This window comes from Leifsonia sp. LS1 (assembly GCF_020521355.1).
GTDB lineage: Bacteria > Actinomycetota > Actinomycetes > Actinomycetales > Microbacteriaceae > Leifsonia.
Map to the genome: position 1 here is coordinate 18,900 of NZ_BPER01000001.1, position 13,101 is coordinate 32,000.

Here is a 13,101-nt window from a genome sequence, read left to right on the forward strand (position 1 = left end):
CCGGGGCTCGGCGATCAGTACTTGATCGTCGAGCCCTGCGCGTTGAGGAAGTCGATGTGCACGTGGTTGCAGGTGTCGTCGAACGGCTTGAAGTTGTCGAGGCTGATCGAGCCGCGGCAGCCGAGCTGGCCGAGTCCGGTGCCGTTCGGGACGATCGGGTCGAGCAGCCGGATGAGCTCCAGGGACTTGGCGTCTCCGCCGGTGAGCGGGCTGCCGTTCAGCAGGTAGAAGTCGAGCGCGTGACCGCCGCCGTCGGCGTAGTGCGCCGAGGCGGTGCCTGCGCCTTCGATCTGGCCCGTGCAGCGCCGGTTGATGTCGGAGACGCCGACCTGGCTGTAGTGCGCGAGAGCGAAGGAGATCGTCTGCAGGACGCGGTAGTCCACGCCGCAGCCCTGCACCGCCTTGCCCTCGGCGAGGTTGGCGATCTCGGGGATGTGGTTCGGCGTCGAGCCGACAAGGCGACCGGAGGCGACGGCGCCCATCAGCTGGATGGCGAGGGCCTGCACGGTCGGAGAGACGGTGGAGTTGGTGGTGGAGTCGAGCGCCTGCGGGCTCTCCTCGATCCCGAGTCCGTCGCGCGAGACGACCTGGGCGGCGTCCTCCTTGCCACCCGTGAGAGTCTGCACGGCGAGGGCGGTGCGCGCGGTTCCGACGGGGGAACCCTCGGTCGTCGTCGCGTAGGCGGGCAGAGCGGCGGTGCCGAAGAACGCGGTGAGCGCGAGCATGACGACGACGTGGAATCCGCGGCGGCGGTGCTCGCCGGGGCGCCGCGACCGGTGGCGGTTCGAGCGGTCGGCCGTCGAGCGACGCACTCGGGGGGCGCGCGCCTCGGCCGTCGCGATGGCGGCCGGGTCGACGGTCGGCGTGACGACCACGCGTTCCCGCTTACGGGGCTGCGAGCGCTCGGCTTCGAGCCGGGCGCGGCGGCTGCCGTAGACCGGCTGCGTCGTCTCGGCAGCGGTCAAGTGCTCGCCGTGGGTGAAGTCCTCGACGGGGTCGGCCGTCAGCTCGGTCTGCCGTTCCACATCCACCACGAGGGGTGCACGAGACCCGCGGCGAGGCCGCGGTGAGGCAGAGGAACGGGACAAGCTGATCTTCCTGAGGGGGCAGGGGCGGGCACGTACCCGATCTTTTCTACCCCATTTCGCCTGAACGTTCTATCAATGCAGACGAATAGATCATCGATGCCTTCGCAGGGAGGCCTCCACGGGGCGCATCCCGCGTGTTCGGGTCACGCAGAAGCGCCCCAGCTGGGACAGTGCACGGATGCGGGGTCCGGCCGACCGAATCTAGCTCCGCCGCGGGGGTTCCGAACCAACGGGTACGGTTGTTACGACAGGCGTCTCACGGCACGACGACCGCGAGTTCCACCCGACCTTCCGACTCTCTCAGATCGACGTCGGCGTGCTCCGCCAACTGCCGCAGCCCGATGCCCGGCGCGGCCGACGAGAGCGCGCCGCCCGAGGTGACGACCACCGACACGCCGGACTCGTCCGTGGAGCGGACATCCAGTGTCACCGGACTCCCGTCGCCGTGCCGCACCGCGTTCGCGAGGCCCTCCGAGATCGCGTCGACGACGGCCTCGCAACGCGCGGGCTCGCGCAGACGGTGCCACGCGTCCGCGGCGATGCTCGACTGCAGGGCGATCGCCGACCGCCAGCTCTCCACGAGAGCGCCGACCCGCGCTTCGGGGTCCGGCTCGTCGGCGGGGGCGAGCAACTCGACGCGGATGCGGTCGACCACGCGGCGCAACTCGCCCGAGGCGTCCTCGCCACCTCCGGCGCTGAGTGCGAGCGCGGCGGCGATCAACTCCGACTGCACGCCCGAGTGGAGCATGCGGGCGAGTGCGGCGCGCTGGTGATCGTAGTCGGCGCGGAGGCGGGCGGCATCGAAGACGCTCGCCTGCACGGCCGCCTCGAGGCCGTGCTGGTCGAGGCGGATGCGTGAGGAGAGAGAGACGACGAGCGCCAGGGCGAGGGCGATCAACGGGTACGTGCCGGCCTCGAACCAGATGAAGTGCGGGTGGACGCCCACCCAGCGGATCGCCGCATCGGTCGTGAGGGAGAGCAGGATGCCGACGACCCCGTAGCCGACGACGAGGACGAGCGCCCGGTATCGCTGCGGGGAGCGCGCGGCGAGGCTGGACACGCCGACGTTGCCGGCGGCGACGACGATCAGGCCTCCGACGACGGCGGGAAGACTCAGTAGGAACCCGTATTGCGACAGGCCGAACGGCGTCACCAGGGCGGCGAAGAGCACGGCGAGCAGGATCGGCGGGGCGGGCTGCATCCCCCCGAGCACCGACACGACCCAGTCGCGCCTGCTCACCCGCGCGTCCTCCGCTGCGCCGGAGGCCTCCGCATCCTCACGTTCGTAGAGCCAGTGGCTCACCGGGCGGACGACGTCGGACGCGAGCCCGCGCAGCACACGGGCGGCCTCGCTCGGCCGCAGCGGCGCATCCGCCACGACGGCGGCGCGCTCGATCTCGGCGAGCACATCGTCGACCGCTGCGTGCCGCATGGCGCTGACCCGCAGCGCCGCCCGCTCGGCGTCGAGCTCCGAGGCCCGCTGGGCAGCCCGCAGGCGCCGGTAGACGCCCAGGTGGTCGCGCACGAGATCCACGCCGACCGCGATCAGGGTGAAGATGGTGACCGTGGTCACGACGTTGATCGCGATGCGGCCGACGAGGTCGCCGGTCTCGACGCCGATTCCCAGCACCTCCCCGACCGCGAGGAACAGCAGCGGGCGCAGCACCCCGATGCCGGCGAACAGCGTGAACACCGCGGCGACCCGGATGCGCGCGGGTGTGACCCGCAACACCGCCCAGGCGAGCACGAGAAGCACCCCGACGACGAGGTGCTGCGTGATCGAGAGCGCGAGCACCGCGACCGGTCCGCCTTGGATGTACTGCAGCCCCGACATGACAGTGAGCGCGAACGGAGCCGTGATCACCCAGGTCCACACGGTGATCGCCGAGCGGCCGGTCGCGCGGGCGATCAGGCGCTGCGTGCGTGCCCGCGCGATGCTGGTCATAGGCCGCTGCGGGGATCGCCGAAAGTGGTGACGTACAGGGTGGCGGCGGCGACGCGCGGGGTGGTGCCCTCCTCCGCCGACAGGCCGAGGGCGTGGAAGACGCGCTCGACGCTCTTCTCCACCGCACGCACCGAGATACCGCGCCGTCGGGCGATCTCGGCATTGGTGAGACCGGCCGCGAGCAGCCGTGCGGTCTCGAGCTGCGCCTCGCTGAGCCGGAGCAGCGCATCCCGCTGCCCGCTCGCTTCCGCGTCGCGCGCGATGGGCCGGTCGGCGAGCACCGCCTCGGCGGCGTCGACCAGGTCGTCGACCGACTCGACAGCGGACTTGTTGACGTAGGACGCGTCGGCGACCGTGTCCTTCGCCCTCGCCGCGGCGGCCTCCCGGGACAGGTTGCTCAGAAACAGCACCGCCACGTGCGGCGCACGCTCCCGCACGATGGTGGCGAGCTCCACCCCGTTGGGCCGCTGGCCGAGGTCGATGTCGGTGACGAGGAGGTCGGGGTCGGCCGTCTCGAGGGCTCCCAGCGCCTCGGGCGCGGACGCGGCGGACGTCACCTCGAATCCACGCTGGCGGAAGGCGTCGGCGACCAGGGAGCGCATGAGGGCGTGGTCCTCCACCACGAGCACCCTCCTGCTCCACGTTCCGCCGTCCACCTGGCTCATCCTGCACAGGATAACCGCCTGCGGGACGCGCGCATGCCCGCATCCCGCCCCTATAAGAGGAGCACGGCGAGGATGCGCGACGGCGCTGTCAGGAGCCGAGCTCCTTCAGGACCGCGGCGACCCGGCGCGCGCGGGTCTCAGCGGCCTTCGCGCCCTCCTCAGTCTCGGTCTCGCGGGCGTCCGGTCGCACTGTACCGCCGGCCGGCGCCGGCCCACCAGGGTGCCCGGGAGGCGGCATCCGTTCCGTAGACTGACTCCGAACCCTCGTCGACACCGTGAGGGCGACGAGTGAGGACGGACCGATGGGATCGAGGCCGGCGCGCGCGATGCGCGGCACCCTCGCGTCCGCCGTCGCCATCTTCGTCGCCGCCCTGTTCCATGTCGCGGGCGGCGGAGCGGTGCCCGGCGTCGTCCCCCTGGCGCTGAGCCTGGCGTTCGCGACCCTCGCCTCCATCGCGCTCACGTCTCGCCGGCTGTCGCTCTGGAGGCTGGCCGCCTCCGTCGTGCTGAGCCAGTTCCTGTTCCACGCGCTGTTCAGCCTGGGCGACGGCACGGCGCGGTTCGTCTCCGCCGACGGCACGAGCGCGTCCGCCGTCCACCTGCACACCGGGTCGCACCTCACGATGACCGGGGCGGCGATGCCGGCCGGGCACACCGACTACACGGCGCCGTCGATGTGGCTGACGCACGCCACCGCGGCGCTCATCACGGTCATCGCGCTGCGCTTCGGCGAGCGCGCCTTCTGGAGCCTGTTCGAGACCGCCCGGCTCGGTGTGCTGCGTTTCGCGCGTCTCGTCGCCGGCGCCTCTCCGATTCCGGTGCGGGTCGTCGCTGTGGTCGCCACGGTCGCCGCGGCCGAGCCGGCGCACGTGCGCGATCTGGGCCTTCCTCTCGCACGGCTCCGGCATCGTGGGCCTCCGGCCGTCGCCGGCGCGTTCTGACGGCATCCCCTCGCTCTTCGCGGTCGGGGCCGTCCGGCGCGCGCACGCGTTCGACGACCCTGAAGAGACCAAGGACCCTCATGAAGAAGACGACCTTCGCCGCCTCCATCGCGGCGACCACCACCGCCCTGCTGCTCCTCGCCGCACCGCTCGCGGCCAGCGCCCACGTGCACGTCACGCCGGACTCGGCGACGCCCGGCAGCTACGCCACCCTCACGTTCAAGGTGCCCACCGAGTCCGCCACGGCGGGGACGGTGAAGCTCGTGGTCGACCTGCCCACCGCGACACCGTTCACCTCCGTCAGCTACCAGCCGATCCCGGGGTGGACGGCCTCCGTCGACACCGAGACCCTCGCCACGCCGGTCAAGACCGACGACGGCACCATCACCGAAGCGCCGGTGCGCATCACCTGGACGGCCGACAACGGCACCCAGATCGCTCCCGGGCAGTTCCAGGAGTTCACGATCTCCGCCGGCGCCGTGCCCGACACCGGGTCCATCCTGCTGCCGACGCACCAGTACTACTCCGACGGCAGCGTCGTCGACTGGGCGGACAAGACTCCCGCCTCCGGCAAGGAGCCCGAGCACCCCGCCCCCACGCTCTACGTGAACGACCCGGCTCCGGCCGAGGAGGGCGGCACCATGACGACGCAGGTCGAGACCACCGGCACCACGCCCGCCTCCACCTCCGCGGGGACCGCCGCGACGGCCGTGTCGATCGGGCTCGGGATCGGCGGACTCGCCCTCGGGGCCATCGCCCTCGTGATCTCGGTGCTGGCGCTCGTGCGCCGGGGTAAGGTGCGGGCATGATGCGTCGTGCCCTCGCGGCGGCGGCCGGCCTGGCCGCCGCCCTCGCCCTCGCCGTTCTGCCCGCTGTCGCCGCGTCCGCCCACGACTACCTGGTGAGCAGCGACCCGGCGGCCGATTCGACGGTCACCGCCCCGCTGAGCACGGTGACGCTGACGTTCAACGATCGCGTGCTCGACCTGGCGGGCGACGGCTCCAGCACCCTGCTGACCGTCACCGGCCCCGACGCGGCGACGCGCCACTTCGAAACGGGATGCGCGACCGTCGCCGACCGCAACGTCAGCGCGCCCGTCGCGCTCGGAGCAGCCGGCTCGTACACGGTCACGTATCAGATCGTCTCGGCGGACGGCCACACCGTCTCGAACTCGTACACGTTCGCCTACCAGCCGCCGGCGGGCACTCCGGAGGCGGCCGGCAGCGAGACCACCGGCTGCGGGGCGGCGACCGCTCCCGCCACCGCGACGCCCGCGGCGTCCGACCCGGGCTCGCCCGCGCCGACGGCCGGAGGCTCGGAGCCGCTCGTGACGGCCTCCACGCCGCAGCCGACGCAGGCCGCGAACGACTCCGGGCTCGGTCTGGTGATCGGCATCGCGATCGCGATCGTCGTGCTGGCGATCGCGGGCGTGGTCATCGTCGTCCTAACCGCCCGGCGCAGGCCGCCGGCGGCAGCGGGCACCCCTTCGGGCCCCGAGCAGGGGGACGCCCCGAGGAAGGACGACGCCGGGAAGGACGACGCCGGGAAGGACGACACCGCAGGGAGCTGACCGGACCCCGTTGTCGCGGGGCCTCCGCGGGCGTACCGTCCACGCATGGCCTCAACGAAGCGCGACCAGCCGGACATCGTTCCCGACGAGCAGATGGATCCGGACATCGTCCCGGCGCCGCAACCGGCGCCCGAGTCGATCGACGATGGAGACGAGGAGGACGGCCGGACCTGATCCGGCCGTCCTCCGTCGTCGACGCGCCTCAGTCCGGCGCACCACCCGAAGCGGTGTCCTCCTCGGTCTCGGCATCGTGGTGATCCTGCTGCGAGGGCTCGTTCCCGTGCGCGGCGTCGTGCGCCGTCAAGTCGGCACTGGTCATCTCCCGCTCGCCGGGATCGAGGTCTCCGCGCTGCTCGTCGCTCATGGTCTGCTCCTTCCCCGGCCGCCTGATCCTTCTCGGACCGGACCACGGACGGTAGCCCCGGGGTCGCTCGGAGACAAGGGCCAGAGGATGCTCACCCGGGGTTGAGGCTGCGCCCAGCCTGGTGCGGCATCGTAAGGCCCGTGGAGATCGTGGTCGACGTCGTGCTGCTGGTGCTCGGCGTGCTGGCCGTGGTCGCCGGCTACACCAACGGCGCCATCCGCGCCGCCGGTTCGCTCGTCGGTCTCGGCTGCGGCATCGCGCTCGGCCTGTTCCTGGCACCGACCGTCGTCGGCTGGGGCGTCTCCTACGGCTGGACCGGAGTCACCCAGCGCTCGATCGTCGCCGGCGTCGTCATCCTCGTGTGCGCCGGTGTGGTCTACGCCATCGCCGGCGGGATCGCCGCACTGCTCGGCAAGGTGCTGCGCCGCGGCCCGATCCGCTGGCTCGACTCCCTGATCGGCGCGGTCCTCGGCCTCGCGACCTGGGCCGTCGTGGTGTGGCTCGTCGCCGGCTTCGCCATGTCGACCAGCCTGGCGACCGTGGTGCAGGCGGCCGACTCCTCCCGCGTCGTCGCCGCACTCAACGGGATCGCCCCGCTGCCCGCCTCGACCGTGCTGGGCGCGATGGACGATGCGCTCGCCAGCGCCGGCTTGCCCAAGGTCTTCGAGGGCGACGAGTCGATCAAGACGATCTCGGCCCCGGACCCGTCGGTTCCGGCCGACGTCACGAGGTCGGAGCAGTCCGTCGTCACCGTTCTCGCCTCCAAGCCCGCCTGCGGCGTCGACTCCGAGGGCAGCGGCTGGGTGGTGCAGCGCGGGCGCGTGGTGACCAATGCGCACGTGGTCGCGGGCGCATCCTCGATCGTGGTCCGCGAGTCCGGCAGCGGCACCCTCGATCGGGCGACCCTGGTGGCCTTCGACCCGTCGCGCGACCTCGCGGTGCTCGATGTGACCGGCCTCGGTGCGCCCGCGCTCGACATCGGGCAGGACCTCGCGTCGGGTGCGCAGGCCTACGCGGTCGGCTACCCCGGGAACGGCCCCTTCACGGTGAGCCCCCAGCGCGTGCGTGACCAGCTCACGGCGCGCGGCACCGACATCTATCAGAGCGGCTCCGTCGAGCGCGAGATCTACTCGCTGCGCGGAACCATCCGGCCGGGCAACTCGGGCGGGCCGCTCCTCGACTCGTCGGGGGATGTCGTCGGCGTGGTCTTCGCCCGCTCCACCGTCGACCCGGACACCGGATACGCGCTCACCCTGTCCGAGCTGCGCCCCGTGCTCTCCTCGGTCGGGAGCGCCCCGATCAGCTCGGGGGCGTGCTCCGCGGGCTGACACGTGGTTGGCTGGGGTCATGCAGGCTGTCACGTACTCCTCCACCGGCGACTCCGACGTGCTCGTGCTCGGTGAGCGGGAAGAACCGCACGCCGGTCCCGGTCAGGTGCGCGTGCGCATCCACGTCTCCGGGGTCAATCCGACGGACTGGAAGTCGCGTCGCGGCGGCGGGGATCCCGCACCGCTCGCGCGCCCACAGGTGCCGAACCAGGACGGCGCGGGCGTCGTCGACGAGGTCGGGGAGGGAGTGACCCGCCTCCGGGCGGGCGATCGGGTGTGGGTGTGGGATGCGGCCTATCAGCGCCCCGACGGCACCGCGCAGGAGCTCGTGGTGCTTCCCGAACGGCAGGTCGTCCCGCTGCCCGACGAGGTCGGGTTCGACGTCGGGGCGAGCCTCGGCATCCCGGCGCTGACCGCCCACCGCGCGCTGACATCGTACGAGCACGCGCCGGCCGAACTCGCTCCCGGCAGCCTGGCGGGCCGCACCGTGCTCGTCGCGGGCGGCGCCGGGGCCGTCGGCCACGCGGCCATCCAGCTGGCCGTCTGGGCCGGGGCGACCGTCGTCTCGACCGTGAGCAGCCACGAGAAGGCGGAGCTCGCGCGGGCGGCGGGCGCGCACCATGTCGTCGACTACACCGACCCCGACACCGCGCAGGCCATCGGGGCGCTGGCTCCGCGCGGCGTCGACATCGTGGTGGAGGTCAACCCCGCGGCGAATGCCGAACTCGACGTGCGGGTCGCCGCGACCGGCGCCACCATCGCGATCTACGCGGACACCCCGGGCGAGGCCGAGGTGAGCGTGCCGGTCCGGCCCAGCATGTCGAAGAACCTGCGCTGGCAGTTCGTGCTCACGTACACGACCGCCGCGTCGGTGAAGGATGCCGCGGTGCGCGCGGTGTCGGCCGCGGTCGCGGACGGCGCCCTGCCCGTGGGGGCCGAGCACGGCCTCCCGCTCACGCGATACCCCCTCGCGGAGACCGCCGCCGCCCACGACGCCGTCGAGGGCGGCATCGTGGGCAAGGTGCTCATCGACCTGGTGTGAGCCGCCGGGCGCGCAGCGTCTGCACGATCAGCGCGACGACGGCCGCGGCCCCGATCGCCACCGCGTAGCCGAGGACGGTCGGCAGCAGCCCCACGGAGGCGATCAGCTCTCCGGCGACGAGTGCGGGCACGCCGTAGGCGAGGTAGCTGATCAGGAAGATGCCGGCGAAGAGCTCGGCCCGCTTGTCGTTCGGAGCGAGCGGGGCCAGGATGCGCAGCATCGCCGAGAACCCGGCGCCGAAACCCGCACCGGCCACGGTCGCACCGGCGAACAGAAGCGGGAGGACCGCGGCGGCGATGCCGATCCCGGCGAGGACGACGCCGACGACGATCGCCACCATCCCCCACTGCGTGCTGAACCGGGCGGGCGCACGGGTCAGGAGGAGGCCGGCTGCGGCGCCCACGGCCGGAGGCACCGCGACGATCGCGCCGTTGAGCAGCCCGCTGTCGAGGTGGAAGACACCGTGGAGGATGGACGGCGACAGCCCGATGAACAGTCCGGCCAGCATCCAGGTCGCGAGGAAGAGCGGGATCGCACCGACGAACTCGCCACGGGCGGCCCGAGGGATCACCAGCCGGGGCACCAGCGAGCGGAGCGCTCCGGGTCGCCGCTCCACGGTCTCCGGCGATGCAGCGACGACCACGACCCCGGCCGCGAAGAGCACGGCGAGGGCGACGAAGACGAGCGTGGTCGGCGCGTTCGTGAACTGCACCGCGAGGCCTGTGAAGAACGCACCGAGGGCGATCCCGCCCACCGGTGCGGTGCTTCCGATGGTCGCGCCGAGCTTCTTGTGCTTCTCGGGAGCCAGTTCGACGAGGGCGGCGGTGAAGGTGCTCATGGCGGCACCGGTCGCGACGCCCTGCACGGCCCGCGCGGCGATGATCCAGCCGATGTCGGTCGCGAACAGGAACATCAGCATCGCGACGATCTGCAGGGCCAGCGCTCCGATCAGCACCGGTCGCCGGCCGATGTGGTCGGAGAGCGACCCGGCGACGAGCAGAGTGATGAGGAGCGTCACGGCGTAGATCGCGAAGGCGACCGTGAGCAGCCACGGGGCGAAGCCCCACTCCTGCTCGTAGAGCACGAAGAGCGGGCTCGGCGCGCCGACCGCGAGGGCCACCGCGACGAAGGCGAGTGCCGTTCCGGCGAAGGCGGCGACCGGACGCAGCCGCAGGGAGCGACGGGCGGGTCGCGGAGCGACGTGCAGCGCCGCGGTGGCGCCGGTCGGGCAGATCTCGTCGGCTGTGGTCATGACGGCCTCCTTAAAGCAAATCGGGTTGCTTTAGTGGACTCTAAACGCTCGAACCAGTTAAAGCAACAGAATTTGCTTTAAGCTGTTGCCATGTCCGAAACACCGATCGACGAGGGCGCCGCCAAGCGCACGGGGGGCCGCAGCGCCGCGGTCATCCACAACGTGCGCACCGCGGTCGAGGACCTCGTCAAGGAGAAAGGGAGCGAGCGCGTCACGGTGCCGATGATCGCCGAGCGCGCCGGCGTCAACCCGACCAGCATCTACCGCCGCTGGGGCGACCTCCCCACCCTCATCAACGACATCGCGACCTATCGGCTCGAACCCGACCGGCCGATCCCACGGGCGGACAGCCTGCGGGACGACCTCGCCGGCTGGGCCCGCGAACTCGTCGCCCACTACCGCAAGCCGGTCAACGCCGCACTCCTGCGCGGCGGGGCGTCGAGCGCCGGCGAACGCCAGTCCGACTGCCTCCGCAACCGGCGCACCGAGGCCGGGATGCTGCTCGAACGGCACCCCGAATCCAGCCTCACCGTCGACGAGATCATCGACATCGTCATTGCACCGATCATCTACCGGGTCATCTTCCTGCCGTGGACGCTCGACGACACGACGGCCGACGGGCTCGTCGGGCGCCTGTTCCGCTAGCGACCACCGCGCCCGCGGCGGCGCGTGCCGCCGCGCCGCGCTAGTCTCGCAGGATGGCCGACGACCGTTCTCCCGAGGTCCGCACCGCCGCGCGCTCGGGCTGGGCCGTGGGGCTCGCGACAGCGGCCTACGGGATCTCGTTCGGCGCACTGGCGACCGCGTCGGGCCTGGACGTCTGGCAGGCGTGCGTGCTCAGCCTGCTGATGTTCAGCGGGGGCTCGCAGTTCGCGCTGATCGGAGTGCTCGCCTCGGGCGGTGCGGCCGCCGGCGGCACCGCGATCGCGAGCGCCGCGCTGCTGGGGGTGCGCAACTCGTTCTACGCCCTCCGGCTCTCGCGCATCATCGGCCATGGGTTCTGGCGGAGGTCGGCGGCCGTGCAGCTGACGATCGACGAGTCGACGGCCGTCGCCACCGCTCAGACCGAACCCCGCGCGCAGCGGACGGGCTTCTGGGTCACCGGGCTCGTGGTCTACGTCGGCTGGAACTTCATGACCTTGGCCGGCGCCCTGCTGGGCAACCTCATCGGCGACGTGCGCGCCTACGGTCTCGACGCCGCGGCGGCGGCCGCCTTCCTCGGGCTGCTGTGGCCCCGCCTCAAGGCCCGCCAGACGCAAGCGGTAGCCGTCGCCGCCGCGTTCGTCGCGACCCTGCTGACACCGTTCCTGATGCCGGGGCTCCCGGTGCTCGCGGCCGCGCTCGTCGCCATCGTGGTCGGAGCGCTCAACCTGTTCGGCGCGCGCGACGATCCGCCGCATCCGGAGGCCATCCCGATGGAGCGGGAGGTGGAGCCGTGACGACCTGGAACATCATCCTGCTGGGCTCCATCGCCGTGCTCGCCCTCAAGGCGGTCGGCTGGCTGGTGCCGCCGAAGGCGCTCGACCATCCCACCGTCGCCCGGATCAGCGACCTGCTCACGGCCGCCCTGCTCGCCGCCCTGATCGCGGTTCAGACCTTCGGGGCCGGGCAGTCGCTGGAGCTGGACGCGCGCCTCCCCGCCCTGGCGATCGCCGCCGGGCTCTACGCGCTCCGGGTGCCGTTCATCGTGGTGGTGCCGGCGGCCGCGGTGGTGGCGGCACTCATCCGGCTCCTCCCCTGACGACACGGTGTCGGGGGCCCTTCGTACAGTTTCGCCGTGACCGCATCCTGGCATCCCGTGGCGAACGCCCACCCGACGGAGTGGGTGCTGTGCCAGGGTGCCGCCGGGCCCGCATACGCGGTCGTGCGCCGGTTCGCGTTCGGCGACCCCGGCCGGCCCGACATCTGGTTCCGGGTCGTCACCTGGTCCGCCGCCTCCGTGGAGCGCGAACTCATCGGCTGGTGCCGCACCCTGGATGCCGCCGCGAAGGTCGCCTGGGACTACCGCTGCGCCGCCGAGTCGTGGCGGCATCACATGGCCTCACGGAGGGTGGACTCCACCACCATGGAGGCGCAACGCCCCAGCGCGTCGGAGCTGGTGCGCTTCTACCGGGCCTCCCTGCGTCGTCCAGCGGCCGTTCCCCCGGTCAGCGCAGGCTGAGGGCGCGGGAGCCCACGGCGACGTCGGCATCGTCCAGCACCTGCTCCACCATGCGCACGGACCGCGGATCGTGCGCCCGCAATGCCGCCGCGAACGCGAGGACCCGCTGGCGCGGGAGCACGCTCGCCGCACCGGGCTCCAGTCGCAGATGGCGCAGCACGCGCAGGTGCACGGCGACCACCGTCTCGGCGAGCACCGCGTTGCGCAGCGAGGCGAGCACCACGTGCATCACGCGCAGGAACACCTCGACCGCGTTCTGGTCGTCGTCGCGTTCCAGACGGCCGGCGAGCAGGCCGACTTCCAGATCGGCGTCGGCGTCGAGAGCGGGAAGGGACTGCCGCACCGCGTCGGGGTAGAGCCGGCGGAGCACGGCGATCGCGTCGACGACGTCTACGGGCGAGAGCGGCGCGACGATCGTGAACCGGTTCGGCGCCGTCTCGACCAGGCCGACCGCCGAGAGGCGCGCGATCGCCTCGCGCACCGGCGTGCGGGAGACCTGCAGCCAGGAGGTCAGGTCGGAATCCTTGAGCCGCGCGCCCGGCTCGAGCGAACCGTCGAGGATGCGTTCGAGCAGGAGCTCGAAGACGTCGTTGCGCAGAAGCCGGCGATCGGATCGGATGGCGACCGGGCGGGTGGGTGTCTCGGTGTCGCGGGGCATGTGCGTTCTTTCGGCCGGGTGAGGCGGATGAAGGATGCGGGTACCCTGATATATGTCTACTTCATGTTGGCGTCCCGTCGCAAAACA

General features: G+C 72.3%; 16 protein-coding genes. 10 read left to right on the forward strand and 6 right to left on the reverse strand.

Translation table 11 applies throughout. The features are described from left to right. Positions 1 to 14 precede the first annotated feature (14 nt). The 3 genes from LLS1_RS00125 to LLS1_RS00135 all read right to left on the reverse strand — a co-directional run bounded on the left by LLS1_RS00125 (position 15) and on the right by LLS1_RS00135 (position 3,698). Entirely contained in the window at positions 15 to 1,034 is a 1,020-nt protein-coding gene (locus LLS1_RS00125) for a hypothetical protein (RefSeq protein WP_226653079.1), read from the reverse strand. A gap of 310 nt (positions 1,035 to 1,344) precedes the next feature. Then, a complete protein-coding gene (locus LLS1_RS00130; RefSeq protein ID WP_226653080.1) occupies positions 1,345 to 3,033 on the reverse strand; it encodes a hypothetical protein in 1,689 nt (562 codons plus the stop codon). Beyond that, entirely contained in the window at positions 3,030 to 3,698 is a 669-nt protein-coding gene (locus LLS1_RS00135; RefSeq protein WP_226653081.1) for a response regulator transcription factor, read from the reverse strand. The genes LLS1_RS00130 and LLS1_RS00135 overlap by 4 nt, the downstream gene beginning before the upstream one ends. A 302-nt stretch (positions 3,699 to 4,000) precedes the next feature. Here LLS1_RS00135 and LLS1_RS00140 point away from each other — a divergent pair, with 302 nt between their 5' ends. The 4 genes from LLS1_RS00140 (at position 4,001) to LLS1_RS19450 (ending at position 6,383) form a co-directional block, all read left to right on the forward strand. Next, positions 4,001 to 4,639 (forward strand): hypothetical protein, encoded by a 639-nt coding sequence (locus LLS1_RS00140; protein WP_226653082.1) that lies wholly within the window; start codon positions 4,001 to 4,003, stop codon positions 4,637 to 4,639. A gap of 80 nt (positions 4,640 to 4,719) precedes the next feature. Beyond that, on the forward strand, positions 4,720 to 5,448 hold the full coding sequence (locus LLS1_RS00145) for a YcnI family protein (RefSeq protein WP_223358833.1): 729 nt from the start codon (positions 4,720 to 4,722) through the stop codon (positions 5,446 to 5,448). Further along, the gene (locus tag LLS1_RS00150) at positions 5,445 to 6,209 is read left to right on the forward strand and encodes a copper resistance protein CopC (protein ID WP_226653083.1); all 765 of its coding nucleotides are present in this window, start codon (positions 5,445 to 5,447) and stop codon (positions 6,207 to 6,209) included. The genes LLS1_RS00145 and LLS1_RS00150 overlap by 4 nt, the downstream gene beginning before the upstream one ends. A gap of 45 nt (positions 6,210 to 6,254) precedes the next feature. Further along, the gene (locus LLS1_RS19450) at positions 6,255 to 6,383 is read left to right on the forward strand and encodes a hypothetical protein (RefSeq protein ID WP_264186778.1); all 129 of its coding nucleotides are present in this window, start codon (positions 6,255 to 6,257) and stop codon (positions 6,381 to 6,383) included. A gap of 28 nt (positions 6,384 to 6,411) precedes the next feature. Here the strand turns inward: LLS1_RS19450 and LLS1_RS00155 are convergent, their stop codons facing one another. After that, the gene (locus LLS1_RS00155) at positions 6,412 to 6,573 is read right to left on the reverse strand and encodes a hypothetical protein (RefSeq protein ID WP_223358831.1); all 162 of its coding nucleotides are present in this window, start codon (positions 6,571 to 6,573) and stop codon (positions 6,412 to 6,414) included. A 140-nt stretch (positions 6,574 to 6,713) separates the two neighbouring features. Between LLS1_RS00155 and LLS1_RS00160 the strand changes: the two genes are divergently transcribed. Further along, entirely contained in the window at positions 6,714 to 7,901 is a 1,188-nt protein-coding gene (locus LLS1_RS00160; RefSeq protein ID WP_223358830.1) for a MarP family serine protease, read from the forward strand. Between the two features lie 19 nt (positions 7,902 to 7,920). Beyond that, positions 7,921 to 8,943, forward strand: a complete 1,023-nt coding sequence (locus LLS1_RS00165) for an NADPH:quinone reductase (RefSeq protein WP_226653084.1) — start codon at positions 7,921 to 7,923, stop codon at positions 8,941 to 8,943. On the opposite strand, the gene LLS1_RS00170 is transcribed toward LLS1_RS00165, so the two are convergent. Further along, positions 8,927 to 10,195, reverse strand: a complete 1,269-nt coding sequence (locus LLS1_RS00170) for an MFS transporter (protein WP_226653085.1) — start codon at positions 10,193 to 10,195, stop codon at positions 8,927 to 8,929. The genes LLS1_RS00165 and LLS1_RS00170 overlap by 17 nt on opposite strands. Positions 10,196 to 10,285: 90 nt before the next feature. On the opposite strand from LLS1_RS00170, the gene LLS1_RS00175 reads away from it, so the two are divergent. Genes LLS1_RS00175 through LLS1_RS00190 form a run of 4 tightly spaced genes read left to right on the forward strand, consistent with a single transcriptional unit; the run spans position 10,286 to position 12,356 of the window. Beyond that, positions 10,286 to 10,840, forward strand: coding sequence for a TetR/AcrR family transcriptional regulator (locus tag LLS1_RS00175; RefSeq protein WP_223358827.1), 555 nt, complete (start codon positions 10,286 to 10,288; stop codon positions 10,838 to 10,840). 53 nt (positions 10,841 to 10,893) lie between these two features. Next, on the forward strand, positions 10,894 to 11,634 hold the full coding sequence (locus LLS1_RS00180) for an AzlC family ABC transporter permease (RefSeq protein WP_226653086.1): 741 nt from the start codon (positions 10,894 to 10,896) through the stop codon (positions 11,632 to 11,634). Next, the gene (locus LLS1_RS00185) at positions 11,631 to 11,936 is read left to right on the forward strand and encodes an AzlD domain-containing protein (RefSeq protein ID WP_223358825.1); all 306 of its coding nucleotides are present in this window, start codon (positions 11,631 to 11,633) and stop codon (positions 11,934 to 11,936) included. Before LLS1_RS00180 ends, LLS1_RS00185 begins: the two co-directional genes overlap by 4 nt. A gap of 36 nt (positions 11,937 to 11,972) precedes the next feature. Continuing rightward, positions 11,973 to 12,356: a hypothetical protein gene (locus LLS1_RS00190; protein ID WP_226653087.1), complete on the forward strand. Its 384-nt coding sequence runs from the start codon at positions 11,973 to 11,975 to the stop codon at positions 12,354 to 12,356. Here the strand turns inward: LLS1_RS00190 and LLS1_RS00195 are convergent. After that, the gene (locus LLS1_RS00195) at positions 12,343 to 13,014 is read right to left on the reverse strand and encodes a GntR family transcriptional regulator (RefSeq protein ID WP_226653088.1); all 672 of its coding nucleotides are present in this window, start codon (positions 13,012 to 13,014) and stop codon (positions 12,343 to 12,345) included. The genes LLS1_RS00190 and LLS1_RS00195 overlap by 14 nt on opposite strands. Between the last annotated feature and the right edge of the window lie 87 nt (positions 13,015 to 13,101).